Consider the following 25,468-nt stretch of genomic DNA (forward strand, 5'->3'; position numbering starts at 1 on the left):
GACGGCCTACGGCCGGCAAAACGCTCCAGTGGAGCGTTTTGAGCGCCGAACGCGCTGAGCCAAAGCGAAGCGCTGGGTTAGGTTGCGGCAAGCTCTAAGCCGCTTCCTGCTCGTCCCGTTTCACCGGCGCCGTCATGGAAAACACGGCGCCCCCTTCGTTTCGCATGGAAAATTCGCCGCCGATCTGCCTGACAAAATTGGCGATCAGCCTGCTGCCCATTCCGCCCTTGCGATTGAACTCTTCGAAGCCCGGCCCGTCGTCACGGATGACGAGGGTCAGTGACTGGCCGTCGCTGGCGAGCTTGACGGAAAGCCTGCCGCCCTTTCGCTCGGCAAATGCATATTTGAAGGCGTTCGACACGACTTCATTGATGATCATGCCGAGTGGAAGCGCCTGATCGCGGTCGACGGTCAGGTCCTGCAGGTCGAGGGAAAGCGTGGTGGAGGCATCATATCCGGACGCGATGTCGGTAATCAGCTTGGTCGCATAAGGCGCAACGTCCACTTCGTCGAACTGGTCGGTCTTGTAGATCTGTTCGTGGACGGCGATCATCGCCGCGATACGCCTCGACATGTCCTCGCGGGCTTCGCTCGGCAGCTGCTGTAGGCGCACCAGCGCCATCACGGCCTGCAGGTTGTTCTTCACCCGATGGTGGATTTCTCGCAGCAGGAAGCGGTTTCGCTCCAGTGCCTGTTCCAGTTCATCATTGCGCAAGGCGGTCCGATAGAGCAGCCGGTAGATCCAGAAGGCTCCGACGACCAGAATGGCCATCAAGGGCACCATCAGCATGGCATCGGAAAAGAGATTGCTCCAGAACTGGTCCAGAACCTCCTGACGCTCGATCGCCGCAAGCGCTATTAGCGGCCAGCCCTGCACTTTCCAGAACGCGACGATCCGGGCGTAACCGTCGATCTGTGAAACGGGGTTGTGGTAGAAACCGGATTTGTTGTTGCGGGTGAGGGGATACCATTCGGTCGTGCTGAGATCGACCGGCTTTGACGCGACGGGCCTGCGGGCGATCAGCCAGCCATCATCGCGCACCACCGATATCGTCGAATGCGGACCGAGATCCATCGACGCCCAGAAGCGGTCGAGATTCTCGTTGGGAATGGTGATGCTGGCAACGCCCGTGAATGTTCCCTTGTGATCGATGCGCCGGGCAATGATGAAGGCGGGCCTGCCTGCCCTTTCATCGTCCAGCAAGCGGCTGAAGGTGAGCTCTTCTCCTTCGCTCAGGCGCTTGAAATAGGCGCGATTGGCATGGTTGGGCAAAAGTCCGTCGGTGCGACTGGAAAACCGCATGGCGCCGCCGCTGTCGAGCAGCGAATATTCGAACCCGACCGGCAATTCACCGACCGCCTGCGACATTTCCCGGACAAGGTCTGCTGAAGAATCGATCGGCCGGTCGCCAAGCGCCGCCTCGATCCTCTTCAGGGCAAGATCGCTTGCCTCCATCATCCATTCCATATGCGCGGCGACGACATGGGCGGAAGAAACGGCCTTTGCCTCTCCTTCGCGCAAGGCGCTGTTATAGTTGCCGTAGACGATCAGCCCGGCCACAGTCATGATGGTGAGAAGCAGAGCCGCAGTCAGCCAGATCGGCAATGTGGGCATCGCAGCCCCCATGGAACGTGGCAAACCTGTTTTCACATCGTCACGCACGACAGGGCTCCGGCCGCAATCACAGGCTGTCACGACCCCTTGGTCTGACAGGTGGTTTCCGACTCAAGGACAATAAGAACAACAACCCGCCACTGCAAGCGGGGCGGGTTGTCTGTCGCGAAAGCTGTGCAGCAGGTGCTGCCGGAAGAGAATTAGCGCAGGGCACCGACGAGCAGGTCGCGGCCGTTTTCGATCGTTACCCAGCGGCCGGTATTGAACGTCGCCTGACGCTTGAGGAAGGTGTAGGACGTGGCATACCAGGGCAGCACGTCGTTCTCGAGATTGTCGAGAATGAAGTCGCCATCGGAGGTGCGAAGGGTCAGAACCGCGTGACCTTCACCATCCGGCTTGCGAACGACAGTGATCAGCAGGTCGGAAAGCGCAAAACCTTCTTCCGCCAGTTCCTTGCGCTTCTGCAGGGCATAGTCCTCGCAATCGGCGTAGATGGTCGGATAGGTCCAGTACTCTTCCTTGCCATAGGCCTCGAGGTCGGTCTTGGCGATATAACGCGCATTGACGTCGTGGTTGATGCGGCGGATGGCTTCCCAGCCTTTGGCGCTGACCTTGGCGGCGGGCGCCGAACGGCTCTTGATGTCGCATTCGGCGGGAAGGCGCTGGCAGAATTCGTAATGACCGATCGGCTGGGACGTTACCGCACCGGTCGTCATCGAAGCGATCGGCCTCGGGGCCGGCATGGCTGCACTTGCTGACGCAAGGACACATACTAGGATCGCGGCAACGCGCCGCGCCTGCAAGGCTTTCATCATGAACCCGTCCCTTCAAGTCCTAACGAAAAGTTAAGGGCCGAAGGGCGGGTAAGTCAATCGTTCAGGATTTGTTAATCTTCGTTGATCTCGCTTTATGGTTAACAGTGCGGCATTTCTGTCCCAGCCCAAAATTTCATCAATTATTAATGAGGCTGGCGACGGCGGACCGCATCTTTTCGAGGTCCTGGGGGCGCGACAGGCGGTGATCGCCATCGCGGATCAGGGTCAGCACGACGTCGTCGGCCGGCAGGAATTCCATCAGCTTCAGCGCATGCTGGTAGGGTACGTCGGGATCCTGCATGCCCTGCAGGATATGTACCGGGCAGCCGGTTTCGATCATGCCGGTCATCACCCGGTTGTCGCGCCCGTCCTCGATCAGTGCCCGTGTATAGATGTTCGGCTCGGGACTATATTCGGAAGGCTCCTCGAAATAACCTTTTTCGGCCAGCGACTGGCGTTCGATATCTGTCAGGTTCGGCTCGATCAACTCGGCGGTGAAATCCGGTGCCGGCGCGATGAGGACGAGGCCTGCGACCTTCGGTGCGCCGCTCTTGGCTTTCAGCGCCTGCACCATGCGCAGCGCAATCCATCCGCCCATTGAGGAGCCGACCAGCAGCACTTTCTTCGGCGCCGCATGTTCGACGACGGCGATTGCCTCTTCGAGCCAGCGGGAAATCGTCCCGTCGCGAAAGGCGCCACCGGAAATGCCGTGGCCGGAATAGTCGAAGCGGATCGACTCCAGTCCGAGTTCGTCTGCAAGAGCCTCGAGCGCGATGGCCTTCGTGCCGCTCATGTCGGACCGGTAACCGCCGAGCCAGACGAGTGCAGGCCTGTCCGAGCCGTCCATCGCGGCCGGCCGGCGTTCCACGGCGATTTCGCGTTTGCTTTCACCGGAGCCGACAGCTACTTTGTAGGACGTAATATTGCTGGCATCTTGCATGGGGCACTCCTATTTGATGGAGAACCCTATAAATCAGAATTGTACGTGTCACAGCAGGTGATTTTTCTGCAATGCTGTGCTATTGACTTCCGCACAGCGATCACGACATTGCCGCCGGCTGGATGTTGGCGAGGCAGAGTCGTCGCCGCGTTCCAAAAACTATCTAGGAGAATACGACCATTCGCAGACCCTTCAAAGCCGATGCCCCCGTCAAGGAGGGGCCGCGCTCCAACCGGGAAATTCGCATTCCCAAGGTCCAGCTTATCGATGCCGAAGGTCAGAACCTCGGTGTGGTTGCCACCGACCAGGCCCTTCGCATGGCAGAGGAAGCCGGCCTCGATCTCGTAGAGATCTCGCCGAACACCGAACCGCCGGTTTGCAAGATCCTCGACCTCGGCAAGCTGAAATATGCGAACCAGAAAAAGGCCGCCGAGGCCCGCAAGAAGCAGAAGATCGTCGAAATCAAAGAAATCAAGATGCGCCCGAACATCGACACGCATGACTATGACGTGAAGATGAAGGCCATGAACCGTTTCTTCGAAGAAGGCGACAAGGTGAAAGTCACCCTGAAGTTCCGTGGCCGTGAAATGGCTCACCAGGAACTCGGCATGAAGCTTCTCCTGCAGGTCAAGGACGACACGACCGAAATCGCCAAGGTGGAAGCCGAGCCCAAGCTCGAAGGCCGCCAGATGATGATGGTGCTGGCGCCGAAATAAGCGCCGCATCTCACCGCCTCCAAGCGGTTTTGCCGGCGTTTCAGCCGGTTTTTAGTGATGCTTCTTTCCCATTGCGCTTTTGACCGACTGCGGTTATAAGCGCCCGTCCGAACGGTCCGGCAGGGCATGCCGTGGCCGTTCTTGAATAGCTTGATCCAGCCTCGTCTGCTGGGTCGATACAAGAACATGGAGTAGCAAAATGCCCAAGATGAAGACGAAGTCTGCTGCCAAGAAGCGGTTCAAGATCACCGCAACTGGCAAAGTTGTCGCTGCCGCCGCCGGCAAGCGCCACGGCATGATCAAGCGGTCCAACAAGTTCATCCGCGATGCTCGCGGTACGATGATCCTTGCCGAACCTGATGGCAAGAAGGTTATCAAGAACTACCTGCCGAACGGTCTCTGAGACCTCTTCGCTTTTTGGATCAGATTAAGGAGATCATGACATGGCACGCGTAAAACGTGGCGTAACTTCCCGCGCCAAGCACACCAAGACTTTGAAGGCAGCCAAGGGCTTCTACGGCCGCCGCAAGAATACCATCCGCGCCGCAAAGGCTGCAGTTGACCGTTCGCGTCAGTTTGCAACCCGCGACCGTCGCGTCAAGAAGCGCAATTTCCGCGCTCTGTGGATCCAGCGTATCAACGCTGCCGTCCGCGAATCCGGCCTGACCTACGGCCGCTTCATCGATGGCCTCAACAAGGCTGGCATCGAAGTCGACCGCAAGGTTCTGTCCGACATGGCAATCCATGAGCCGGAAGCTTTCGGTGCGCTCGTCGCTGCTGCCAAGAAGGCTCTTGAGTACCTCAAGGATGCCGGTACGGCCAACGAGTTTGAAGCAGCCGTCAAGTAAGTCGGCGCCCAAGAGATAATTCTCTTCTCAAGAACCCGCGCCGGCCCTGGCCCGCGCGGGTTCTTTCGTTTTCACCGGAGGAAGGAGCCGTCGCGTGGTCGACGAGTTCATCAGCCTGAGACAGAAGCTGGGCCTGAAAACGGCCCATATCCCGGCATTGCCGGAAAGGGATGTGCCCATCCTGCTTGCGGCGCTGCTTTCAAGCTCCGGCCGCGTGCAGCCTGTCGCCTTGTCGTCCGGCACGGTCTGGATCAAACGGCACGACGTCAAGAGCGGGCCGCGTTTCGCTGCAGTACAGCGCGCGCTTGCGGGCCTTCTTCGCATGCCATTCCTCAGGCCCTCACCGGTGCCGGAAAAGGGCGATTACGCCGCCCGCGACATGCGCCGCATGCAGCGCTTCCGACAAAACGGCATTCCAACCGCGGACATTCTTTATGCTTCCGGCAGCGCCTTGGTTTTCAGCGACGTCGGCCGCACCGTCCACAAACTGCTCGCAGCCCTCGACGATCCCAAGGCGCATGACGACCTTCTCGTCTTCTGCTGCGAAGAACTCGGCCATCTCCATGCGATTGGGCTGTGCCACGGAAGACCTTTTCCGCGCGATATGTTCACCCGCGGCGGGCGGATCGGCTTTATCGATTTTGAAGAAGAGCCCGAGGCTGTGATGCCGCTGGAAGTGGCGCAGGCGCGCGACATCTGGCTTCTCTTCATGCAGGTCGCAAGCCGGGCAAAACTTGGCCGCGAGACCCATGACCGCGCCTACTTTGCCTGGGCGCAGGCGGCTCCCGCCGCTGCACGGCAAGAACTTGCGAAGCTCACCGGCTTTCTCGGCGGCTTTTTATGGCTTGCCCGGTTGATCGGGCGGGTTCACATGGGTAGAGATCTGCGGCAGTTCATCCAGGCGACGACTACTCTTACAAACATCTTGAACGGGACTCTGAACGGCTGAAGCGCCGCAAGGAGGAAAACCCAAGCAGGGAAACGATGACGGAACTCGATACACTGAAAACCGCTCTTCTGGCGGATGTCGCAGGCGCCTCGGACGAAGCGGCGATCGAGGCTGTGCGTGTCGCAGCGCTCGGCAAGAAGGGATCCGTCTCGGAGCTCCTGAAGACGCTCGGCACGATGACGCCGGAAGAGCGCCAGACCCGCGGCGCGGCGATCAACGCGCTGAAGAACGAGATCACCGATGCGATCACCACCCGCAAGACGGTTCTGAAGGACGCCGCGATCGATGCGCGCCTCGCCGCCGAAGCACTCGACGTATCGCTGCCGGTCCGTTCCTCGCCGGCCGAACGCGGCCGTATCCATCCGATCAGCCAGATCGTCGACGAGATCACCGCGATCTTCGGCGACATGGGCTTTTCGATTGCCGAAGGCCCGGATGTCGAGACCGACTATTACAATTTCACGGCCCTGAACTTCCCCGAGGGCCATCCGGCCCGCGAAATGCACGACACCTTCTTCTTCGAACCCGACGAAAAGGGCGAGCGCAAGGTTCTGCGCACCCACACGTCGCCGGTTCAGGTGCGCACGATGGAGGCACAGAAGCCGCCGATCCGCATCGTCATTCCGGGCAAGACGTATCGCCAGGATTCCGACGCCACCCACTCGCCGATGTTCCACCAGGTCGAAGGCCTTGTCATCGACCGCAAGGCGCATGTCGGCAACCTGCGCTGGGTTCTCGAAGAATTCTGCAAAGCCTTCTTCGAGGTCGACAATGTCGTCATGCGTTTCCGCCCGTCCTTCTTCCCGTTCACAGAGCCGAGCTTCGAAGTCGACATCCAGTGCGACCGTTCCGGCCCGATCGTAAAATTCGGCGAAGGCACCGACTGGATGGAGATTCTCGGCTGCGGCATGGTGCACCCGAACGTGCTGCGCGCCGGCGGTCTCGATCCGGATGAATTCCAGGGTTTTGCCTGGGGCATGGGCCTCGACCGTATCGCCATGCTGAAATACGGCATGCCGGACCTGCGCGACTTCTTCAACGCCGATGTCCGCTGGATGAACCATTACGGTTTCCGCCCGCTCGACATGCCGACGCTGTTCGGAGGGCTCAGCCAGTAAGCGATGCCGACCCTTCTGATCTGGCACGGATACAAGTTTCGTTTCTACGCCCTTGATCGGGGAGAGCCGCCGCATGTGCATGTCGTCAAGGACGGCAAGTCATTGAAGGTCTGGCTGGAGTCTGTAGCCGTGGCGAGGAACGTTGGGTACAATGAGCGGGAGATCGAGCGGCTGCTTGCCGTCATCGCGCAACACCGATCGGGTTGGATTGAGGCGTGGAATGACTTCTTTGGAATTTGAAACCGAAGATATGCGCCCGGTAAAGGCCTGGTGCACCGAGCACGAGGTGCATGTCACTCTCGCCGATGGTCGCACGATTTCAGCGCCGCTGTGGTGGTACCCGTTTCTGAGTGGTCTCGATGCTGAAGCACTGAACGATATCGAGCTCATGTACGAAGGCATCTGGTGGTCGCGGGTCGATGAGGGGATTTCAGTGAAGAGCATGTTCCTTGGCTGGAAAGCACCCGGTGCCCAGGCTCCGGAGAAGGCGGCATAACCTCATGACCCTTCATACCGGCGGATGCCGCTGCGGAGCGATCCGGTTCAAAGCGAGCGCCGAGCCTTTTTATACCAGCTATTGCCATTGCAGCGATTGCCGCCGCGCTAGCGGTGCGCCGGTCGCCGCCTTTGTCGGTTTCTACGCCGCGGATGTCCGTTACGAGGGCGCGACGGGCGCGACTTACGGCACGGCGCCCGTCAAGCGCAGCTTCTGCGCCACCTGCGGTGCGCCGATCGCCTATATGGACGAGCGGATTGCCGACCAGATCTTCTTTATGCTCGGCGCCATGGATGCGCCGGAAAACTATCCGCCCCGCGTGCACGGTTATGTGCGCGAAGAGCTTCCCTATTTCCATCTCGACGACGGTTTGCCCCGCATGGAAACCAATACTGCGCCGAGACCCGAAGGAGACATTGCATGAAATTCACCCTCTCCTGGCTCAAGGATCATCTCGAAACCGATGCCACGCTCGACCAGATCTGCGAGCGCCTGACCGCGATCGGCCTCGAGGTCGAGGATGTCGATGACAAGGCGGCCTACAAGCCTTTCGTGGTCGCCAAAATCCTGTCGGCGGAAAAGCATCCAGAAGCTGACCGTCTGAAGGTCCTGTCGGTCGATGCCGGCCCTGACGTCAACGGCGGCAAGCCGCTGCAGATCGTCTGTGGCGCTCCGAATGCCCGCGCCGGCCTGGTTGGCGCTTTGGCGCGTCCGGGCGATTATGTTCCGGGCATCGATGTGACGCTCGGCGTCGGCAAAATCCGAGGCGTCGAAAGCCACGGCATGATGTGCTCCGAAAAGGAGCTGAACATGTCCGACAATCACGACGGCATCATCGATCTGCCGCAGGACGCGCCGATCGGCACGTCCTTCGCCTCCTATGCCGGCCTCGATGATCCGATGATCGAGATCAACCTGACGCCGAACCGCCCGGACTGCACCTCGATCCACGGCATTGCCCGCGATCTGGCCGCCTCCGGCCTCGGCACGCTGAAGCCGCATGCAAAACCGTCCTTCAAGACGGAAGGGGAGACCTCGGTCGGCCTGTCGATCGATCTCGACGATGCAAAGCTTTGCCCCGGTTTCGGCCTGCGCCTCGTGCGCGGCGTCAAGAACGGCCCGAGCCCGGCCTGGATGCAGACGCGGCTGAAGGCGATCGGCCTTCGCCCGATCAATGCGCTGGTCGATATCACCAATTTCATGACCTTCGACCAGGGCCGCCCGATGCACGTCTTTGACGCCGCCAAGGTGAAGGGCGACCTCATCGTGCGCCGTGCCAAGGAAGGCGAGACCGTGTTGGCGCTCGACCAGCGCGAATACAAGCTCACTCCCAACAACGTCGTCATCGCCGATGACAACGGCGTCGAGTCGATCGGCGGCATCATGGGCGGCGAACATTCCGGCTGTGACGAAAACACCGTCGACGTGCTGATCGAAAGCGCCCTTTGGGATCCGATCAACATCGCGAAATCCGGCCGTACGCTCGGCATCATCACCGATGCCCGTTACCGTTTCGAGCGCGGCGTCGATCCGGACTATATGGTCCCCGGCCTCGACCGCACCACGGAACTGGTTCTGGAACTCTGCGGCGGTACGCCTGCGGAAGCAAAGATCGTCGGTTACAAGCCTCATGCGGCAAAGACCGTCGATTTCCCCTTCTCGGAAGTCAAGCGCCTGACCGGCCTTGACGTTTCGACCGAGGAAAGCCGCCATATCCTGACTCGTCTCGGCTTCCATGTCGAAGGTTCGGGCGAGCGCGTTTCCGTCACGGTTCCGTCCTGGCGTCCGGATGTCGATGGCAAGGCCGACCTCGTCGAGGAAGTCATGCGCATCCATGGCGTCGACCAGATCAAGCCGGAGCCGCTGGAAAAGCTCTCCAGCGTCAACGCAAAGATCCTCACCACGCTGCAGATCCGCACCCGCATCGCCAAGCGCGCGCTGGCCGCCCGAGGCATGCTGGAAGCCGTCACCTGGTCCTTCATTTCCGAAGCCCAGGCCAAGCTGTTCGGCGGGGGCGATCGCTCCCTGAAGCTCGCCAACCCAATCGCAGCCGACATGTCCGACATGCGACCGTCGCTCCTGCCGGGCCTGCTGGCCGCCGCCCAGCGCAATGCCGACAAGGGTTTTGGTGATGTGGCGATCTTCGAGGTTTCCGGCACCTATGAAACCGACACGCCCGAAGGCCAGCGCCGCGTTGCCGGTGGCATCCGTCGCGGCACTGCGTCCATCAACGGTGCTGGCCGCCTCTGGTCCAACAAGGACAAGGGCGGCGGCAAGCCGGTCGATGTCTATGATGCCAAGGCCGATGCGCTGGCGGTGATCGAGGCCTGCGGCCTGCCGATGGCCAATGTCCAGATCGAAAAGGGCGCGCCTTCCTGGTATCATCCGGGCCGTTCCGGCACGATCAAGATGGGCCCGAAAATCGTGCTCGGCTATTTCGGCGAATTCCATCCGAAGACGCTGGCAGCGCTCGACGTATCTGGCGCGCTGGCCGGCTTTGAAGTTTATGTCGATGCCATGTCGGAACCGAAGAAGAAGGCGACCCGCACCAAGCCTGCACTTGAGCTTTCGCCCTTGCAGGTCGTCAAGCGCGACTTCGCCTTCGTCGTCGCAAGCGATGTCGAGGCCGGCGCAATCGTCAAGGCGGCCACCAGCGCAGACCGCAAGCTGATATCAGGCGTCAACGTTTTTGACGTCTTTGAAGGCGCATCTGTCGGCGAAGGCAAGAAGTCGGTCGCGATCGAAGTCCAGATCCAGCCGGTCGACAAGACCCTGACGGACGAAGACTTCGAGGCGTTGACCGGCAAGATTGTCGCCAATGTCGAAAAGACGACGGGTGGTGTTCTGCGCGCCTAACCGGCGCGCTGGTACCGCCATTCCTGCGTCCTGCCGCCGTAACCATAGGAGGCGGCGCGGACATCCTGGACATAGATATAGCTTTCCTCGTGCAGATTGCCGAGGAGGGCTTCGAACCCTTCGAAGGCCGCCTTGATATAGGCGGCCTTTTCGCTTTTGGTATTCGTCTCGTCCGTGATCTTGATGTCGAAATAGACGCTCGACTTGCCTTGCTCGGCAAGCGTGCTTCCGCCGGCAATCCAGTCGCGCGGATCGACATAGTCGATGGCGATCGCCGTCACCGCCGGGTCCTTGCCGAGAATACGCTGGGTAAGCTCGATCAGCATGGTCGCGATCGCCCTGGTCATCGCATCGGAACGCTCGCCGCTGACTTTGACATTGAGAATAGGCATGTCTTTCTCCATTGATTAGCTATGCAACTATATGCGTAAACTTTACGGCAGCTTGCCGGTAATCGATCGTGCCTGCTGCACGAAGTCGCCAAATACGCCGTCGCCAAGATCCTGTTTCAGCCGCTTCGTAACAGCGCCACTGGCGTCGTTGAGAGCATCCTTGATCGCGACTGCCGCGGGTGTCGGATGGATTTCCCATTCCCGCCCGTCCCGCTTGGTTGCCCGCCGCTCCAGAAGGCCGCGGGCGGCAAGCCCGTCCACCGCCCGTGTCGCAGTGGCGCGGGCGATCTTCAAAGTGTCGGCAAGCTCGCTATGCAGCATGCCCGGCTTTTCCAGCACCGCCCGCAGTGTGAATGCCTGCGATGGCGTCAGCTCGAAAGGCTTGAAGGCTTCCGTCCAGACGCGTTCCAGCTGGCGGGCAAGCGCGGTCGTGTTGAAGTAGAGGCAATGGTCGAACATGAACTCACAATATCACATATGATTGCATATGCAATTATAAAATCAAAGCAGAAAACGCATTGTCTTGTCGTGACGAAAACGGGTGGTTCAAAGCCGACTGCCGCGATAGTTTTCTGCCTGCAATAGCGATCGGGTAGGGGGCATGCGCAAGCCGAATTCGATGAAAGGCCTGGAAGATCTCGGCCGGGCGCGACTGTCGAAGAATTTCTTCCTGCGCGATTTCCTGCATTCGGAAATCGCCGATTTCTATAGCATTCCGAATATCCCCGACGATCCGGATCTCGCCATTGAGGCTGGCCAGCATCTCTGCGAGGAACTCCTGGAGCCGCTGCAGGCGACATTCGGCCGTCTGCATATCCGCTCGGGCTATCGCTCAGCGCAGGTCAACGAATTTGGCAATCGCAACGATCTCAATTGCTCGACCAATGCCAGCACGGCGGCGGACCACATCTGGGACCGCCGCGACGAACACGGCTTTATGGGGGCTACCGCCTGCATCGTCATTCCCTGGCTGATCGATACTCACAAGAATGAAGGTGATTGGCAGAAGCTGGCATGGTGGATCCATGACAAGCTGCCCTATGCTTCACTCTGCTTCTTCCCGACACTTTGGGCCTTCAACATCCAGTGGCACGAGCGTCCTACCCGCCGGATCATGAGTTACGTTGCCCCGCGCGGCGTGCTGACCAAGCCTGGCATTGCCAATCATGACGGCGATCACTCGGCTCTCTACGAAGGTTTTCCGGCCCTGGTGCGGTAGCCGCCGGTGTCACGAATGAAGGTGGTAGATCTTGTTGACGATCACCCAGCGCCCCTCGATCTTCAGCAGGGAAAGGTAATCGGAAAACCGCATGCCGGCATAATCGTCGACGATCTTCACCGAGGCGGCTGTGCCGGTGACGTCCAGCGTCTCGATCTGCAGAAGCGGCTGTGCATCGGCCGGGGCTGCCTCGTGTGACGAAACCTCGGCGATGAAATCATCCAGCGAAAGCCATTCGATCTTGCCATCGTAATTGCCGATGATCGAGGCCTTTGGATGAAAGGCCTTGCGCAACGCGCCCGCATGCGCCCGTGCCATCCCGTCGACATAGAGATGGACCACCGCCTGTACTGCTTGTTCCTCGGACATCGCGAGCCCTCCCAGACTGTTATGATGCTAACATAGGGATGTTCCGCGCCAAGTCTATGAACGGTCGGCCAGCTTCAAAAAAGCTGGCCGAACCGGATCTCGGCTGTTTACCGTCTCGGCGTCCAGGCGGCCTGCCCGCCATAACGTGCACCGGAAATCTTGTCGGGCGACAGCATGTCGTCCAGCCGTTTGACGTCGGCATCCGAAAGCGTCACATCGGCTGCGGCAGCATTCTGCTCAAGATTCGGAATCTTGCGCGCGCCGGGGATCGGCACGATGAAATCGCCCTTGGCCAGAACCCAGGCAAGCGCCAGCTGCGCGGCAGTAATGCCCTTTTCCGCGGCCATCTCTTCGACGAGCTTCACCAGCGCCAGGTTCGCGGCCATGTTTTCCGCTTCAAACCGAGGCATCGTGCGGCGCAGATCATTCTCGCCCATGTCCGACATGCTCTGGATCTTGCCGGTCAAAAAGCCGCGGCCGAGCGGGCTGAAGGGCACGAAACCGATGCCGAGCTCGCGGCAGGTATCGAGCACGTCACCTTCCGGGTCGCGGGTCCAGAGCGAATATTCGCTCTGGAGGGCCGAGATCGGGTGCACAGCATGGGCGCGGCGGATGATATCGGTGCTCGCCTCGGAAAGGCCGAGCGCCCTGACCTTTCCCTGGGCGACCAGTTCGGCCATGGCGCCGACTGTGTCTTCAATCGGCACTTCGGGATCGTAGCGGTGCTGGTAGAACAGGTCGATCACATCGACACCAAGCCGCTTCAGCGAAGCTTCGGCCACGGCCCGGACATTTTCCGGCCGGCTGTTCAGCCCGGACATGGCGGCGGCGTCCTTCTTGGACGGATCGATATTGAAACCGAATTTCGTGGCGATCACCACCTTGTCGCGCATCGGCTTCAAAGCTTTGCCGACCAGTTCCTCATTGACGAATGGGCCATAGACCTCGGCCGTATCGAAGAAATTGACGCCGATCTCGACGGCGCGATGCAGGGTTTTTATCGAGGTTTCTTCGTCCTGCCCGCCATAAGCATGGCTCATGCCCATGCAACCGAGGCCGATGGCCGACACTTCGAGATCCTGACCGAGCTTTCTCGTTTTCATCACAATACCCTTTTGCAATTTGATCCGGCTGACCGGCATGACGGAAAAGTAGAGCTAAATCGGGGTTAAGAAAATCGCTGCAATCCTGTGCGGCTTGTTCTAACATATAGAACAATGAACCGCACCCAGCTTTCTCAATTGGTGGTATTCGCCGCCGTCGCCGAAGCCCGCAGCTTTCGCGGCGCGGCGCTCGAACTCGGCATAGCACCGTCCGCGATCAGCCATGCCATCACATCGCTGGAAGCAAGCCTCGGCCTGCGCCTGCTGGCAAGAACGACCCGCAGCGTTGCACCGACCGAAGAGGGGCGCCTGCTGCTTGAAACGCTCGGTCCCGCACTGGGCGATATTGGCGCGACTTTGGACGGGCTGGCCGAACGGGATGGCCGGCCGGCCGGTCCTCTGCGCATTACCATGCCGCGGCTGGCCGCTGACGAGGTCGTCGTGCCCCGCATCGGTGCCTTCCTCAGGCTTTATCCGGATATCGAACTGGAAGTGACGACCGACGACCGCTTCGAGGATATCGTCGCCGGCGGTTACGATGCCGGCTTGCGGCTCGGCGAACATCTGGAGGCGGATATGATCGCGGTGCGGGCTAGCGGTCGCTGGCGCGGCGCTGTGGTCGGCGCGCCTTCCTATTTCGAAAATCATCCGATTCCCCGCCACCCGCGCGACCTGATCCAGCACCGCTGCATCCGCCGCCGTTTCACCAGCGGACATCTTTATCGCTGGGAACTGGAAAAGGCCGGCAAAACGATCGTCGTGGATGTCGAAGGCCCGCTCATTCTTTCCGATCAGAGCCTGATCCGCAGGGCAGCCATCGATGGTGCCGGGCTCGCATTCATCTTCGACCAGCGCATTTTCGAGGATATCCGCGAAGGGCGGCTTATCCGTGTGCTGGAAGACTGGTGCGAGCCCTTTGACGGCTTCTACATCTACTATCCGTCGCGGCGCCAGATGCGTCCGGCGCTGCGGGCTTTCGTGGATTTCTTCCGTCACGCGGAATAGAAATCGCTAGTAACGTCGGCTCAGGCGCCGGCTTCGTTGAGCAGGGCCATCTGCGCGTCGGTGAGCTTGAGATTGCCGGCGGCGATCATCGCTTCCAACTGGTTGATGCTGGTGGCGCTGGCGATCGGCGCGGTAATCCCCGGCCGTGCGGCGACCCAGGCAATCGCGATCGAGGCAAGGCTGGCGCCGGTCTCGGCCGCGACCGTATCCATGGCGCTGAGGATCTTCAGCCCCTTGTCATTGATATAGTCGGGAATGCGGTAACCGCGCGCCTTGCCCTCGGCATCTTCCGGCTTGCGGTATTTGCCGGTCAGGAAGCCGGCGGCCAGCGCGTAATAGCTGATGACGCCGATATCTTCGGCCATGCAGAGATCCGCAATCGGGCCTTCGAACGTGTCGCGGGTATAGAGGTTATATTCCGGCTGCAGCACGTCGTAACGCGGCAGGCCGCCTGCCTTCGCCGCATCGAGCGATGCCTTCAGCTGCTCGGCGCTGAAATTCGAGCAGCCGATCGAGCGCACCTTGCCCGCGTCCTTGAGTTTTGCCAGCGCGCCGAGTGTTTCTTCGTGCGGCGTGCTGTCATCGGGGAAATGCGACAGGTAGAGATCGATATAGTCGGTCTGCAGCCGCTTCAGCGAAAGCTCGACTGCTTCCGCGACCCAATGGGCCTTCAGCTTGTTGTTCTCACCCATCGAAGGATGGCCGAATTTGGTGACGATGATCGCCTTGTCGCGGGAAACGCCGCCGCGCTTCAGCCACTTGCCGATCACGGTCTCGCTTTCGCCGCCGACATGGCCCGGCACCCATTTGGAATAGACGTCGGCCGTATCGATCGTGTTGAAACCGGCGTCGAAAAAACGGTCGAGCAGGTCGAACGAGGTCTTTTCGTCCGCCGTCCAGCCGAACACGTTGCCGCCGAAAACGATGGGCGAAATGGAAAGGCCGGTCCGGCCGAGTGCGCGCAGCTCCATGATAGTCTCCAGATTTTCAGGTGCGTGGGTGGTCTTGAGGAAGGAAGCCCAGATTAACTCTTGATCCCTATGGGGCCAGTCTTATTTTGCGCGAAGGGCCGATTTTTCAACCACCCGCAATACCGGCCACAAAACCCCTTCACGGAGAGAGCCCATGCTGCGTTTCGGAATCCTGTCGACCGCCAAGATCGGCCGCGATGCGGTGATGCCGGCCATCCAGGATGCGGAAAACTGCGTCGTCACGGCCGTCGCCAGCCGCGATCTCGCCAAGGCGCGCGCCCTTGCCGACCGTTTTGGCGCGCCGCACGCTTTTGGCACTTACGAGGAAATGCTGGCCTCGGATGTCATCGACGCGGTCTATATTCCGCTGCCGACCAGCCAGCATGTCGAATGGGCCCGCAAAGCCGCCAAGGCCGGCAAGCATGTGCTGGTCGAAAAGCCGCTGGCGCTGAAGGCGGAAGAGATCGAGGCGCTGATCAGCACGCGCAATACGGCGCGGGTGCTGATCTCCGAAGCCTTCATGGTCACCTATGCCCCCGTCTGGCTGAAAGTGCGCGAGCTTCTGGCGGAGGGCGCGATCGGCGATCTGCAGCATGTCCAGGGCGCCTTCAGCTATTTCAACCGCGATCCCGGCAATATGCGCAACATTCCCGAGCTCGGCGGCGGTGCGCTTCCGGATATCGGCGTCTATCCGACGATCACCACGCGCTTTGCAACGGGCAAGGAACCGCAGCGCGTCCAGGCCACCGTTCGCCGTGATCCGGAATTCGGCACGGATATCTATGCCAGCGTCAAGGCGGATTTCGGCTCGTTCGAATTGAGCTTCTATATCTCAACCCAGCTCGCCAGCCGCCAGCTGATGGTCTTCCACGGTACGGAAGGCACGATCGAGGTGAAGTCGCCCTTTAATGCCGATCGCTGGGGTGCCGAGGAAATCGAGCTGACCAACCAGAAGCACACGGTTTCACAGATCTTCCGTTTCCCCGACAGCCGCCAGTATCGCAAGCAGGCAGAGGCCTTTTCACGCGCCGTGGCCGGTGAGGCAGTGGAAGTTGTAACGCTCGAAAGCTCGCTCATGAACCAGCGTTTCATCGACGCGATCTACCGCGCCGCAGACCATGATGGCTGGGAAGCGGTCTGAATCTCAGCGGCGAAAGACGAAACGGGAATAACCGAAAAAGCTGTAGGCCATGGCGGCGGCGGAAGCGAAGACGATCGCCGCCACCGGCTGCAGCATTGGCAGCTGATAGATCAGCGCCGAATAGACGGCGTAGTTGAGCAGCGCCGAGGTGATACCGACTGCCCAGTAACGAAAGCCTTCGACCGCCAGTGAATGGCGCGACGGACCGAATGTGCGGCTGCGGTTGATCAGCCAGGTAAAGCCCATCGCCATCACGATCGCGGGGATGCGGGCCGCGAAAGGGCTGGCGTAAAATATGGTCACCAGAAGATGCGTGATACCGGCGTCGATCAAAAAACCGCCGCCGCCGGCGATGAGAAACCAGAACAGCCGCTTCATGCCGCGGTCTTGGAAGCCCTGCGCCGTTCGGCCGGCTTGCGGGCCGCAATCGGCTCAAAGGCTTCGCTGCGCAGCGGCAGGTTCATATAGTGGATGCGAAGCTGCTCGGACCTTGCCCGCGAGACGGAATCAAGGATCAGCCCGGCGGTGAACATCAGGATCGAGATCAGCATCAGCACCAGCGAGAAGATCCAGGTCGGCATGCGATCGACAAGGCCCGTCTGGAAATAGGCGAGAAGAACCGGAGCCATGAAGATCAGGCTCGCCGCCATGAAACCGGAGCTGATTGCGCTGAAGAATGCGAAGGGCCGGGTTTCCTTCATCAGCATGGCAAACATCCAGAGGATCTTTGCTCCATCCTTGAAGGTCGAGAGTTTCGAGTGTGAACCTTCTGGGCGTCGGCCATAATCGAGCTCGATCTCGGTCACCGGCAGTTTCAATCGCGAGGCATGTACGGACATTTCCGTCTCGATCTCGAATCCGCCGGAAACGGCCGGAAAGCTTTTCACGAACCGGCGGGAAAACACCCGGTAGCCGGAAAAGATATCGGTGAAATCGCGGCCAAAGATCGTCCGGTAGAGAATATTGAACAGCCGGTTGCCGGCCGCATGGCCCTGCCGCCCGGCATCGGCATGCACGCCACGCCGCGTGCCGACCACCATGTCGGAACGCTCGGTAATCAGCGTGCGAATGAGATCCTCAGCATCGGCCGCCGAATAGGTGCCGTCGCCATCTGCCATGACGTAGATATCAGCCTCGATATCGGCGAACATGCGCCTGACGACATGGCCCTTGCCCTGGCGCCGCTCGCGCATCACCTCGGCACCGGCCAGCATCGCCTTCAGTGCCGTGCCGTCGGTGGAATTGTTGTCATAGACATAGATCCGGGCACCGGGCAGTGCCTCACGGAACCCGCGCACGACGGATTCGATCGTCGCAGCTTCATTGTAGCAAGGCAGGAGGACGGCGATCTTCGGATCACCGTGTAGGGCTGCTGTCATGATTTTCACTCGATACACGGAAAATCTGACGCAGAAACAGCCTGCGCCATCGCGCTTTACTATTTCTTGGGAAGGTTAAGGCTAGGTTTCGGCGACTGTTGCAACCCGGTGAAAAGTATCGATCGATGGCAAAAAGCATGGCTGGGAACCCGATTGCTCCGCCTTCCATCGATGATCGCGAACCGTTTTTCTCGCGGCTGCTGCCTGCCGTCTCGATCTATTGGCTGTGCGTCACGTTGCTCTGCCTCGTCGCCACGCTTCCCGGTGCCACGGACCTGATCGGCCCCGACAATGACGATTCCATGCGTCTTGTCGAAGTGCGGGATTTTCTCGCCGGCCAGGGCTGGTTCGATCTCATGCAGCACCGGTTGGGTTTGGCCGGCGGCACGCTGATGCACTGGTCGCGGTTCATCGACTTGCCGATCGCGACCCTGATCCGTTTCTTCTCGCTTTTCCTCGATCGCTCGGCCGCCGAAGGTGCCGCCGCCGTCACCTGGCCGCTCATTCTCGGCTGGTTTCTGCTTCTGCCGCTCGGGCTTGCGGGCCGCAGGCTCGGCGGCACCTCGATCATGCATATCGCGCTCGGCCTCGGCGCCATCTTCATCTTTACCTGCCTGAAATTCAGGCCGGGGGCGCTGGATCACCACAATGTCCAGCTCGTGCTCACCATGTGGATTGCCGCCATGCTGGTCGATCCTGAGCGCAAGCCTTGGAGTTATGTGGTTGCCGGCATTGCTGCTGCACTGGCGATCGCGGTCGGCGCCGAAACCATGCCCTTCGTCGCCGTCGCCTGCATTTGCGTTGCTGTTCAATGGGCCTGGATCGGCCAAAAATTCGATCGCGCGGCACGTGCCTTCGGTCTGTCACTGGCGCTTGCCGTTTCTGCCGCCTTTGTCGCGACCGTGCCGCCGTCTTCTTACGCCGTCGTCACCTGCGATAATCTCTCTTTCGGTTTCTATTCGCTCTCGTCGCTCGGCGGTGCCGGGCTTTTCCTCGTCACGGGTTTCTCGGGCCTGAAATCGCGGCTGCTGCGTTTCCTCGTCCTTGGCGGCGTCGGCGTGCTGCTGGCGGTCGCAGCCGTCGTCATTGCACCGGAATGCCTCGGCGATCCGCTCGGCAATCTTGATCCCCTCCTGGTGGAGTTCTGGCTGCGCGGTGTCATCGAGGCGCGCTCCATATTTGGAGAGCTGAAATACGCGCCGGAAATGGTCGGCGGATTTTATGCAGCGGGCCTGTTTTCACTTCTCGTCTGCCTAGGGCGGGTTTTTCGCGGCAATTGTCCGGGCCTCTATCTCATCCTCTTTGCGCTGATCGCCGCCGCCTGGGGCGTGGCGTTGATCCAGATCCGCGGCGCCTTTTTCGCCAATCTTCTGTCGATCCTGCCCCTGTCACTGCTGATCGCCGATCTGCGACAGGCAATGCGTTCAGACCCAAAGAGCACAAAGGCGGCTCTTACCTATGTCGTCGCGGTCCTCGCCGCCGTTCCCGCCGTCTGGGGTGTCGGCGGCATGGTGGCAAAGGATGGTTTTGGCGGTCTCGATCTGAACGCACTTTCGACCAGCGGTGCAGAGGCTGGAGAATGCGGCGGGCCTGAAAGCATGGCGCTTCTCAATACGCTTCCGCCCGGTGTCATTGCAGCACCGTCAAACAGCGGAGCCGATCTCCTGCGCTTCACCGCGCATCGGGCGCTATCCGCTCCCTATCACCGCAATCAGGGCGGCATGCTGACGGAACTCCATATCAGCCTTGCCGAGCCGGATGAGGCGGAAGCTTTTCTGCGTGGTGCCGGTGTAACGGTACTTGCCTTCTGCCGCACCGATCCTCAGGCCCTCACCATCATGCATGCCAAGCCCGACGGACTTTACGCCGCTCTTGCGCATGGCAAGGTGCCGCCTTTCCTGAAACCCATGACCGAAAAGCCGGTCGATGGTTTCATGCTCTATCGCTTTGTTCCGGAAACCGCGCCGGCACCGGCCGGTTGATCCGGCTGAAGTGCATTTGTTTTGCCGCCCGGTTCTTGTAGAACGAGGGCATGACCAGTTTTGCCGCCAGCGATTCTCTCTCCAACCTCACCGAATTCTCCGTCTCGGAGCTTTCCGGTTCGATCAAACGCACGGTCGAGACGGCCTTTGATCAGGTCCGGGTCAGGGGAGAAATTTCCGGATACCGCGGCCCGCATTCTTCAGGTCACGCTTATTTTTCGCTGAAAGACGATCGCGCCCGCATCGATGCAGTCATCTGGAAGGGCACGTTCTCGCGCCTGCGTTTCCGGCCGGAAGAGGGCATGGAAGTGATCGCCACCGGCAAGGTCACCACCTTTCCGGGCTCGTCCAAATACCAGATCGTCATTGAAAGCCTGGAACCCGCCGGTGCCGGCGCCCTCATGGCGCTGCTTGAGGAGCGTCGCCGGAAATTGGCCGCGGAAGGCCTGTTTGATCAGGACCGCAAGCGCCGCCTGCCTTATCTGCCGCGCGTCATCGGCGTCGTGACCTCGCCGACCGGCGCCGTCATCCGCGATATTCTGCACCGTATCTCCGATCGTTTTCCCGTCCATGTCGTCCTCTGGCCGGTAAAGGTGCAGGGCGAAGGTTCCGGCGATGAGGTCGCGGCCGCGATCCGTGGCTTCAATGCCGTAAAATCCGGTGATCCAATGCCACGGCCCGACGTGCTGATCGTCGCCCGCGGTGGCGGCAGTCTCGAAGATCTCTGGAGTTTCAACGACGAAAGCGTCGTCAGGGCTGCGGCCGAAAGCTCTATTCCGCTTATCTCGGCCGTCGGTCACGAAACCGACTGGACGCTGATCGACCACGCAGCCGATATCCGCGCCCCGACGCCGACGGGTGCCGCGGAAATGGCGGTTCCGGTCAAGGTCGATCTCGATGCGCAGATCGCAGGCCTTGCCGCACGTCTCAGCAATATCGCCAGCCGCCAGATGGAGTTCCGCCGCCAGTCGCTGCGCGCGCTTGTCCGGGCGCTGCCTTCGCTCGACCAGCTCCTCGCTTTGCCACGCCGCCGTTTCGATGAGGCGTCCGCCGGTCTGGGCCGCGGTCTGGAGCGCAACACGGTTATCAAGCGCCGCTCCTTCGAAAAGGCCTCGTCCGGCCTTCGGCTTGATCTACTGACCGGCCGGTTGCAGCAGCAACGGCAGTTGCTGAACGATCGCCTGATCCGCGCCGACCGCTGCCTGGAACGACAACTGCTCGGCGAGCGCGGCCGCATCGCGCGCTCTGACGCCTCGCTGAAGGCGCTGCCGGCGCGCCTGCTCGGCCATGTCCAGCGCGAACGCCAGCATGTCGGCTCGCTGTCCCGGCAGGGCGATACGGCGATCAGCCACGCCCTTTCCCGTGGGCGCGCCGCGATCGTCGCGCAGGATCGTGTTCTTCAGTCGCTCTCCTACAAGAACGTGCTGAAACGCGGTTTCGCGGTGGTGCGGGATGAGGAGAACAGGCCGCTGACCCGTGCCGCCGGGATAGGCGAGGGAAGGGCGATCTCGGTCGAATTCGCCGATGGCCGGATTGCTGCGATCACGGGGAGCGATCCCGGATCGCATGAGCAGCCCCTTGTGTCGCCACAGCCGAAAAAGAAGCCTCAGAAGGCGGAAGCGGCCAAAGCCGAAACACCGTCCGATCCGCCGAAACAGGGAAGTCTCTTCTAGGAAATATGGACCGGCCGGGCGTGAAAAACACGTCCGGCCGAAGTCGATGGTTCAAGCCGCCTTCTTGGCAACGGAAGCGGTTTTGCGGGGTGCAGCCGCCTTTGCACGCGGCGCCTTGGCCGGAACCAGAGCGATGATCTCGTCGACCAGAACGCGGGCATTCTCCTGTGCCTTGTCGAGATTGCTGACCATTTCCGGGTCTAGCGCATTCACGATCGTGCCGGCATCGAACATGTCGCGATAGGCGGCGCGTTCGATCAGCGGCGTGTTGAGCACCGGAATGTTCTTGGCCGCCAGAAAGATTTTTACGGCCTGCAGTGCCCGTGTGGTGATGATCGAGCTCACACGTGTCAGTGCCACCGAATGTGGGATATGGATGCCGCATTCGCTCTCCAGCTGCTTCATGATTTCCAGAACCTGTGCCCCGCCAGCGGCGTCGAGCGCGCAGCCCTGTACCGGGACGAAGACATGGCTGGAAAATCCGATCGCCTTTGCCAGAAGCGGCGTTAGGCCGCCCGGCAGATCGATAAGGATGTAATCCGCCTTCTTCTTCAGCTCGGCGATCGTTTCGTCGATATTCTCTGCACCGATATTCGGAATGATGGAAAATTTCGGCAGTTTTGCCGCTTTCACCATCCAGCGTGAAACCCATTGCTGCGGATCGGCATCCAGCATGGCGACCCGATATCCGCGTTTCGACAATTCCCCGGCCGTGACGAGTGCCATGGTCGTCTTGCCCGCACCACCTTTTGTATTTGCGAAAGTAATAATTGGCATAATACCCTCCGGTTCAAATGGGCACCACGGAGAGAAGCCCTGTTTGTCGGCCGCCTCTTATACGCTTCCATCGTGATGATTGGCGGATGCTTGATCAGCAAGCTTGCGCGGCGCTTGCAGAAAGATGATTTTCGCCAATATTATTCGAAATCCTGTATTTTGGCTGCCGGATATTGGGATTTTCTCATCGTTATTCATGAAACGATTTTTGAGTGCCCTCTCACATGATCGCCATTCTCGGTTCTCGAGAGCCATTTAACTCGCCGGCAAACTTCCTATCTTTATAAGCATGGCATAGCCGAACGGACTTCGCCGAATGGAGAAAGCGATCATGAAAACAGCAATAGCCGCATCTCTTCTGCTGCTGGGCGCCACGCTTGGAGCAGCACCTGCTCTGGCCGACCAGACGGCCGCGTCGGAAATCCTGTTCGGCAAGGCTTATGATGACAATGTCATCGCCATCCAGGTGGCACCGATCTATGGCCAGGGCGACGACAGCAATAGGACGCCTCAGGCCCATAATGCCCTCACTATCCGCGCCGCCCAGGCAGAAGCCGCTCACGATCGCGGCCTGCAGCATGCGCTGGCAGAGCGCGGCATTGCGCTCCATAACGTCTTGAAGGTCATCACCGCTGGCAATGGCGGCAAGATCGTCTATTACCGCTGATCGCAAAACGGGGGCCTTTCGGCCCCCGCAGTCATTTCCAGATTTCTTTTCAGGTAAATGCGTAGATTCAGGCCCATTCGCCCTTGCGCATGACCGGCACTTTCGAACCATCCGGCTTGATGCCGTCGATATCGACCTTGTCGGACCCGATCATCCAGTCAATGTGGATCAGGCTCGAATTGCCGCCCTGTGCCTTGATCTGTTCCGGCGTCAGCGAAGCGCCGTCGACAAAACATTTCGAATAGCACTGGCCGAGTGCGATATGGCACGAGGCGTTTTCATCGAACAGCGTGTTGTAGAACAGGATGCCGCTGGCCGAGATCGGCGATGAATGCGGCACCAGCGCCACTTCGCCAAGCCGGCGCGCGCCTTCGTCCGTATCCAGAACCTTGTTCAGCACTTCCTCGCCCTTGGAAGCCTTCGCCTCGACGATCCGGCCGCCTTCGAAACGCACCTGGATATCGTCGATCAGCGTGCCCTGGTGCGACAGCGGCTTGGTGCTCGACACATGGCCTTCCACCTTCAGCGCATGCGGCGTGGTGAAGACTTCCTCAGTCGGGATGTTCGGGTTGCAGGTAATACCGTTCTTCGCGGTCGAGGCGCCGCCATGCCATTCGTGGCCGTCCGCAAGGCCAACAGTCAGGTCCGTGCCGGGCCCGGTGAAATGCAGCGCGGCAAAACGCTCGCCGTTCAGCCAGGTGGAGCGCTTCTTCAGATTGGCATTGTGATCGGCCCAGGCTGCGACCGGATCGGCAAGATCGACGCGCGAGGCGGCAAAGATCGCATCGGCAAGTTTTGCCACCGCCACCTCTTCCGGCAGGTCCGGAAACACCTGTTTGGCCCAAGCGGGATTAGGGTAGGAAATGATGTTCCAGTTGATGTCGAAATTGGCGATCTTTTCCAGCGCCGGCTTATAGGCCATGGAATTGGCCTTGTTGGCGCGCGCCACCTTGGCCGGATCCTGGCCCGCAAGCATCATCGGATTGTCTCCGGCGATCGCCAGTCGCGCAGCGCCATTGGCATAGGCCTTGGCCATGCCCTCGTAGAGCCAGTCCGACGCCTTGTCGAAGCTCGCATCCGGCGCATACTGGTAACGCGCAAGTGTCGTTTCCTCGTCGGAATAGAAAGTGGAGACGATGCCGGCACCGGCTTTGTAGGCGTGTTTGGTGATGAGGCGCACCAGTGGCAGCGAGGCAATCGGCGCGGTAATCACCAGATCCTGACCCTTTTCAAGCCGCAGGCCCACCTGCACGGCCACTTCCGCCAGCTTTTCGAGTTTTTGGGGATCGATGGCGGTCTGGAAAATGGGCTGGATGGTCATGGACATGCCTCTTTTGAAAATCTGCGTCGCCAAGACTTAAGGCGCTTTGAGGCAAAATTGAAGGCCGGCCGCAATCCTAGATCTTGCTTCCAGGTGATGCGGAGGGCAGCCTCAGGCGATCAGCGCGGCAGCGATCGCCTTCAGAGCATCCCGGGCGTCACCCGGCGCCAGCCTGATCTGCAGGCCCCGCTGGCCGCCATTGATGAATATATGCGGTTCATCGAGTGCGGTGATCTCGATTGCCGTCGGCACCTGTTTCTTTTGCCCAAACGGGCTGATGCCGCCGACATGATAACCGGTTGCCCGCTCCGCATCGGCGGGCTTCATCATGTTGGCCGACTTGCCGCCAAAAGCCGCCGCCAGCTTCTTCATCGACACTTCCCGGTCCGATGGCACAACAACACAGACTGCCTTGCCATCCACTTCCGCCATCAGCGTCTTCAACACCCGCTGCGGCGCCTCGCCGATCGCCTCGGCCGCCGCCATGCCGATCCGGTCGGCATTCGGGTCGTAGTCATAGGTGACGGTGGTAAACGCCTTGCCGGCCTTCTGCAGCGCCTGGGTCGCACGGGTGGTCTTGGACATGGTGCCTCAGACCGAAAACGCGGAGTCGTAGATCTCCGGCTTGAACCCGACGATCAGCTTGCCGTCCTTTTCCAGAACCGGCCGCTTGATCATAGAAGGCTGCGCCAGCATCAGCGCGATCGCCTTGTCCGCGGTCAGATCCTGCTTGTCGGCATCGTCGAGCTTCTTGAAGGTGGTGCCGGCGCGGTTCAGCACCGTTTCCCAGCCGGCTTCTTTCGTCCAGGCTTCCAGATGCGCGCGGTCTATGCCCGAAGCCTTGTAGTCGTGGAACGTGTAGGCCACGCCCTTGTCGTCCAGCCAGCTGCGCGCCTTCTTCATCGTGTCGCAGTTCTTGATGCCGTAAATGGTGATCGTCATTTCAAAATCCTTTTGCCACTGCAAGCGATACCAAGCGCCGGCTGCCGATGGCAAGGTTTTCAGATTGGTCGCAAGGAAGGCAGGCGACATTGATGCCGGTCAAGCGGGGCATGCTGCCTTTGCATGCCTGACCTGTTCCCTTGTGCGTTGCACAAACGGCCTCTCGCACGCATA

The 25,468-nt window shown here is 60.3% G+C and carries 29 protein-coding genes; 15 read left to right on the forward strand and 14 right to left on the reverse strand.

The features are described 5' to 3' along the window. Window positions 1-94 precede the first annotated feature (94 nt). From FHW37_RS16850 to FHW37_RS16860, 3 genes are all read right to left on the reverse strand, one after another. Window positions 95-1,615 carry a sensor histidine kinase gene (locus tag FHW37_RS16850; protein WP_186458288.1) on the reverse strand — a complete coding sequence of 507 codons (1,521 nt, stop codon included), beginning with the start codon at window positions 1,613-1,615 and terminating at the stop codon, window positions 95-97. 200 nt (window positions 1,616-1,815) lie between these two features. Continuing rightward, window positions 1,816-2,430, reverse strand: coding sequence for a transglutaminase-like cysteine peptidase (locus FHW37_RS16855; RefSeq protein WP_145638436.1), 615 nt, complete (start codon window positions 2,428-2,430; stop codon window positions 1,816-1,818). Between the two features lie 136 nt (window positions 2,431-2,566). After that, complete coding sequence (locus FHW37_RS16860) at window positions 2,567-3,370, reverse strand: alpha/beta hydrolase (RefSeq protein ID WP_145638438.1); 804 nt, start codon at window positions 3,368-3,370, stop codon at window positions 2,567-2,569. Window positions 3,371-3,549: 179 nt separating this feature from the next. Between FHW37_RS16860 and infC the strand changes: the two genes are divergently transcribed. The 9 genes from infC (at window position 3,550) to pheT (ending at window position 10,353) form a co-directional block, all read left to right on the forward strand. Continuing rightward, a complete protein-coding gene (gene infC, locus FHW37_RS16865) occupies window positions 3,550-4,086 on the forward strand; it encodes a translation initiation factor IF-3 (protein ID WP_145638440.1) in 537 nt (178 codons plus the stop codon). Window positions 4,087-4,285: 199 nt separating this feature from the next. Further along, a complete protein-coding gene (rpmI, locus tag FHW37_RS16870) occupies window positions 4,286-4,489 on the forward strand; it encodes a 50S ribosomal protein L35 (protein WP_007751830.1) in 204 nt (67 codons plus the stop codon). 40 nt (window positions 4,490-4,529) lie between these two features. Next, window positions 4,530-4,934 (forward strand): 50S ribosomal protein L20, encoded by a 405-nt coding sequence (rplT, locus tag FHW37_RS16875; protein ID WP_145638442.1) that lies wholly within the window; start codon window positions 4,530-4,532, stop codon window positions 4,932-4,934. Between the two features lie 94 nt (window positions 4,935-5,028). After that, complete coding sequence (locus FHW37_RS16880) at window positions 5,029-5,883, forward strand: serine/threonine protein phosphatase (protein WP_246690805.1); 855 nt, start codon at window positions 5,029-5,031, stop codon at window positions 5,881-5,883. Between the two features lie 35 nt (window positions 5,884-5,918). Next, a complete protein-coding gene (gene pheS / locus FHW37_RS16885) occupies window positions 5,919-7,001 on the forward strand; it encodes a phenylalanine--tRNA ligase subunit alpha (RefSeq protein WP_145638444.1) in 1,083 nt (360 codons plus the stop codon). A 3-nt stretch (window positions 7,002-7,004) separates the two neighbouring features. Beyond that, window positions 7,005-7,241: a DUF4160 domain-containing protein gene (locus tag FHW37_RS16890; protein WP_145638446.1), complete on the forward strand. Its 237-nt coding sequence runs from the start codon at window positions 7,005-7,007 to the stop codon at window positions 7,239-7,241. Next, entirely contained in the window at window positions 7,222-7,497 is a 276-nt protein-coding gene (locus tag FHW37_RS16895; RefSeq protein ID WP_246690806.1) for a DUF2442 domain-containing protein, read from the forward strand. The genes FHW37_RS16890 and FHW37_RS16895 overlap by 20 nt, the downstream gene beginning before the upstream one ends. A 4-nt stretch (window positions 7,498-7,501) precedes the next feature. After that, window positions 7,502-7,921, forward strand: a complete 420-nt coding sequence (locus FHW37_RS16900; RefSeq protein ID WP_145638448.1) for a GFA family protein — start codon at window positions 7,502-7,504, stop codon at window positions 7,919-7,921. Further along, window positions 7,918-10,353, forward strand: a complete 2,436-nt coding sequence (gene pheT / locus FHW37_RS16905; RefSeq protein ID WP_145638449.1) for a phenylalanine--tRNA ligase subunit beta — start codon at window positions 7,918-7,920, stop codon at window positions 10,351-10,353. Before FHW37_RS16900 ends, pheT begins: the two co-directional genes overlap by 4 nt. Here pheT and FHW37_RS16910 read toward each other — a convergent pair. Both FHW37_RS16910 and FHW37_RS16915 read right to left on the reverse strand, forming a co-directional pair. Then, complete coding sequence (locus FHW37_RS16910; RefSeq protein WP_145638451.1) at window positions 10,350-10,745, reverse strand: tautomerase family protein; 396 nt, start codon at window positions 10,743-10,745, stop codon at window positions 10,350-10,352. The genes pheT and FHW37_RS16910 overlap by 4 nt on opposite strands. A 42-nt stretch (window positions 10,746-10,787) precedes the next feature. Next, window positions 10,788-11,204, reverse strand: a complete 417-nt coding sequence (locus tag FHW37_RS16915) for a MarR family winged helix-turn-helix transcriptional regulator (RefSeq protein ID WP_145638453.1) — start codon at window positions 11,202-11,204, stop codon at window positions 10,788-10,790. Window positions 11,205-11,346: 142 nt separating this feature from the next. Here FHW37_RS16915 and FHW37_RS16920 point away from each other — a divergent pair, with 142 nt between their 5' ends. Beyond that, entirely contained in the window at window positions 11,347-11,964 is a 618-nt protein-coding gene (locus FHW37_RS16920) for a hypothetical protein (RefSeq protein ID WP_145638455.1), read from the forward strand. Window positions 11,965-11,973: 9 nt separating this feature from the next. On the opposite strand, the gene FHW37_RS16925 is transcribed toward FHW37_RS16920, so the two are convergent. Both FHW37_RS16925 and FHW37_RS16930 read right to left on the reverse strand, forming a co-directional pair. Further along, complete coding sequence (locus FHW37_RS16925) at window positions 11,974-12,333, reverse strand: nuclear transport factor 2 family protein (protein ID WP_145638457.1); 360 nt, start codon at window positions 12,331-12,333, stop codon at window positions 11,974-11,976. 107 nt (window positions 12,334-12,440) lie between these two features. Beyond that, the gene (locus FHW37_RS16930; protein ID WP_145638459.1) at window positions 12,441-13,436 is read right to left on the reverse strand and encodes an aldo/keto reductase; all 996 of its coding nucleotides are present in this window, start codon (window positions 13,434-13,436) and stop codon (window positions 12,441-12,443) included. Window positions 13,437-13,550: 114 nt separating this feature from the next. Here FHW37_RS16930 and FHW37_RS16935 point away from each other — a divergent pair, with 114 nt between their 5' ends. Further along, entirely contained in the window at window positions 13,551-14,441 is an 891-nt protein-coding gene (locus FHW37_RS16935) for a LysR family transcriptional regulator (RefSeq protein WP_145638461.1), read from the forward strand. A 20-nt stretch (window positions 14,442-14,461) separates the two neighbouring features. Here FHW37_RS16935 and FHW37_RS16940 read toward each other — a convergent pair whose 3' ends face one another. After that, window positions 14,462-15,412, reverse strand: a complete 951-nt coding sequence (locus FHW37_RS16940; protein ID WP_145638463.1) for an aldo/keto reductase — start codon at window positions 15,410-15,412, stop codon at window positions 14,462-14,464. Window positions 15,413-15,566: 154 nt separating this feature from the next. On the opposite strand from FHW37_RS16940, the gene FHW37_RS16945 reads away from it, so the two are divergent. Further along, window positions 15,567-16,553 carry a Gfo/Idh/MocA family protein gene (locus FHW37_RS16945; RefSeq protein ID WP_145638465.1) on the forward strand — a complete coding sequence of 329 codons (987 nt, stop codon included), beginning with the start codon at window positions 15,567-15,569 and terminating at the stop codon, window positions 16,551-16,553. 3 nt (window positions 16,554-16,556) lie between these two features. On the opposite strand, the gene FHW37_RS16950 is transcribed toward FHW37_RS16945, so the two are convergent. Together FHW37_RS16950 and FHW37_RS16955 are read right to left on the reverse strand one after the other, a co-directional pair. Next, window positions 16,557-16,931 (reverse strand): GtrA family protein, encoded by a 375-nt coding sequence (locus FHW37_RS16950; RefSeq protein ID WP_145638467.1) that lies wholly within the window; start codon window positions 16,929-16,931, stop codon window positions 16,557-16,559. After that, entirely contained in the window at window positions 16,928-17,932 is a 1,005-nt protein-coding gene (locus FHW37_RS16955; protein ID WP_145638469.1) for a glycosyltransferase, read from the reverse strand. Before FHW37_RS16955 ends, FHW37_RS16950 begins: the two co-directional genes overlap by 4 nt. A gap of 137 nt (window positions 17,933-18,069) precedes the next feature. On the opposite strand from FHW37_RS16955, the gene FHW37_RS16960 reads away from it, so the two are divergent. Continuing rightward, window positions 18,070-19,914: a hypothetical protein gene (locus FHW37_RS16960; RefSeq protein ID WP_186458289.1), complete on the forward strand. Its 1,845-nt coding sequence runs from the start codon at window positions 18,070-18,072 to the stop codon at window positions 19,912-19,914. Between the two features lie 50 nt (window positions 19,915-19,964). Beyond that, on the forward strand, window positions 19,965-21,587 hold the full coding sequence (gene xseA, locus FHW37_RS16965) for an exodeoxyribonuclease VII large subunit (RefSeq protein ID WP_145638471.1): 1,623 nt from the start codon (window positions 19,965-19,967) through the stop codon (window positions 21,585-21,587). Between the two features lie 51 nt (window positions 21,588-21,638). Here the strand turns inward: xseA and FHW37_RS16970 are convergent, their stop codons facing one another. Continuing rightward, entirely contained in the window at window positions 21,639-22,364 is a 726-nt protein-coding gene (locus tag FHW37_RS16970) for a ParA family protein (RefSeq protein ID WP_145638473.1), read from the reverse strand. Between the two features lie 331 nt (window positions 22,365-22,695). On the opposite strand from FHW37_RS16970, the gene FHW37_RS16975 reads away from it, so the two are divergent. Next, window positions 22,696-23,031: a hypothetical protein gene (locus tag FHW37_RS16975; RefSeq protein WP_145638475.1), complete on the forward strand. Its 336-nt coding sequence runs from the start codon at window positions 22,696-22,698 to the stop codon at window positions 23,029-23,031. Window positions 23,032-23,098: 67 nt separating this feature from the next. Here FHW37_RS16975 and FHW37_RS16980 read toward each other — a convergent pair whose 3' ends face one another. The 3 genes from FHW37_RS16980 to FHW37_RS16990 form a co-directional block, all read right to left on the reverse strand. After that, a complete protein-coding gene (locus FHW37_RS16980) occupies window positions 23,099-24,352 on the reverse strand; it encodes an aminopeptidase (RefSeq protein WP_145638476.1) in 1,254 nt (417 codons plus the stop codon). Window positions 24,353-24,463: 111 nt separating this feature from the next. Beyond that, window positions 24,464-24,937: a Cys-tRNA(Pro) deacylase gene (ybaK, locus tag FHW37_RS16985; protein WP_145638478.1), complete on the reverse strand. Its 474-nt coding sequence runs from the start codon at window positions 24,935-24,937 to the stop codon at window positions 24,464-24,466. A gap of 6 nt (window positions 24,938-24,943) precedes the next feature. Beyond that, window positions 24,944-25,294 (reverse strand): ArsC family reductase, encoded by a 351-nt coding sequence (locus FHW37_RS16990; RefSeq protein WP_145638480.1) that lies wholly within the window; start codon window positions 25,292-25,294, stop codon window positions 24,944-24,946. Window positions 25,295-25,468 lie beyond the last annotated feature (174 nt).

The organism is Neorhizobium alkalisoli (genome assembly GCF_007829835.1).
In the GTDB taxonomy this organism is placed as follows: domain Bacteria; phylum Pseudomonadota; class Alphaproteobacteria; order Rhizobiales; family Rhizobiaceae; genus Neorhizobium.

Coding starts and splice junctions, on each gene's coding strand:
- FHW37_RS16850 (WP_186458288.1), bottom strand. CDS start 1,615: ATGCCCACATTGCCGATCTGGCTGACTGCGGCTCTGCTTCTCACCATC.
- FHW37_RS16855 (WP_145638436.1), bottom strand. CDS start 2,430: ATGATGAAAGCCTTGCAGGCGCGGCGCGTTGCCGCGATCCTAGTATGT.
- FHW37_RS16860 (WP_145638438.1), bottom strand. CDS start 3,370: ATGCAAGATGCCAGCAATATTACGTCCTACAAAGTAGCTGTCGGCTCC.
- rpmI (WP_007751830.1), top strand. CDS start 4,286: ATGCCCAAGATGAAGACGAAGTCTGCTGCCAAGAAGCGGTTCAAGATC.
- rplT (WP_145638442.1), top strand. CDS start 4,530: ATGGCACGCGTAAAACGTGGCGTAACTTCCCGCGCCAAGCACACCAAG.
- pheS (WP_145638444.1), top strand. CDS start 5,919: ATGACGGAACTCGATACACTGAAAACCGCTCTTCTGGCGGATGTCGCA.
- FHW37_RS16890 (WP_145638446.1), top strand. CDS start 7,005: ATGCCGACCCTTCTGATCTGGCACGGATACAAGTTTCGTTTCTACGCC.
- FHW37_RS16895 (WP_246690806.1), top strand. CDS start 7,222: ATGACTTCTTTGGAATTTGAAACCGAAGATATGCGCCCGGTAAAGGCC.
- FHW37_RS16900 (WP_145638448.1), top strand. CDS start 7,502: ATGACCCTTCATACCGGCGGATGCCGCTGCGGAGCGATCCGGTTCAAA.
- pheT (WP_145638449.1), top strand. CDS start 7,918: ATGAAATTCACCCTCTCCTGGCTCAAGGATCATCTCGAAACCGATGCC.
- FHW37_RS16910 (WP_145638451.1), bottom strand. CDS start 10,745: ATGCCTATTCTCAATGTCAAAGTCAGCGGCGAGCGTTCCGATGCGATG.
- FHW37_RS16915 (WP_145638453.1), bottom strand. CDS start 11,204: ATGTTCGACCATTGCCTCTACTTCAACACGACCGCGCTTGCCCGCCAG.
- FHW37_RS16920 (WP_145638455.1), top strand. CDS start 11,347: ATGCGCAAGCCGAATTCGATGAAAGGCCTGGAAGATCTCGGCCGGGCG.
- FHW37_RS16925 (WP_145638457.1), bottom strand. CDS start 12,333: ATGTCCGAGGAACAAGCAGTACAGGCGGTGGTCCATCTCTATGTCGAC.
- FHW37_RS16930 (WP_145638459.1), bottom strand. CDS start 13,436: ATGAAAACGAGAAAGCTCGGTCAGGATCTCGAAGTGTCGGCCATCGGC.
- FHW37_RS16935 (WP_145638461.1), top strand. CDS start 13,551: ATGAACCGCACCCAGCTTTCTCAATTGGTGGTATTCGCCGCCGTCGCC.
- FHW37_RS16940 (WP_145638463.1), bottom strand. CDS start 15,412: ATGGAGCTGCGCGCACTCGGCCGGACCGGCCTTTCCATTTCGCCCATC.
- FHW37_RS16945 (WP_145638465.1), top strand. CDS start 15,567: ATGCTGCGTTTCGGAATCCTGTCGACCGCCAAGATCGGCCGCGATGCG.
- FHW37_RS16950 (WP_145638467.1), bottom strand. CDS start 16,931: ATGAAGCGGCTGTTCTGGTTTCTCATCGCCGGCGGCGGCGGTTTTTTG.
- FHW37_RS16955 (WP_145638469.1), bottom strand. CDS start 17,932: ATGACAGCAGCCCTACACGGTGATCCGAAGATCGCCGTCCTCCTGCCT.
- FHW37_RS16960 (WP_186458289.1), top strand. CDS start 18,070: ATGGCTGGGAACCCGATTGCTCCGCCTTCCATCGATGATCGCGAACCG.
- xseA (WP_145638471.1), top strand. CDS start 19,965: ATGACCAGTTTTGCCGCCAGCGATTCTCTCTCCAACCTCACCGAATTC.
- FHW37_RS16970 (WP_145638473.1), bottom strand. CDS start 22,364: ATGCCAATTATTACTTTCGCAAATACAAAAGGTGGTGCGGGCAAGACG.
- FHW37_RS16975 (WP_145638475.1), top strand. CDS start 22,696: ATGAAAACAGCAATAGCCGCATCTCTTCTGCTGCTGGGCGCCACGCTT.
- FHW37_RS16980 (WP_145638476.1), bottom strand. CDS start 24,352: ATGACCATCCAGCCCATTTTCCAGACCGCCATCGATCCCCAAAAACTC.
- ybaK (WP_145638478.1), bottom strand. CDS start 24,937: ATGTCCAAGACCACCCGTGCGACCCAGGCGCTGCAGAAGGCCGGCAAG.
- FHW37_RS16990 (WP_145638480.1), bottom strand. CDS start 25,294: ATGACGATCACCATTTACGGCATCAAGAACTGCGACACGATGAAGAAG.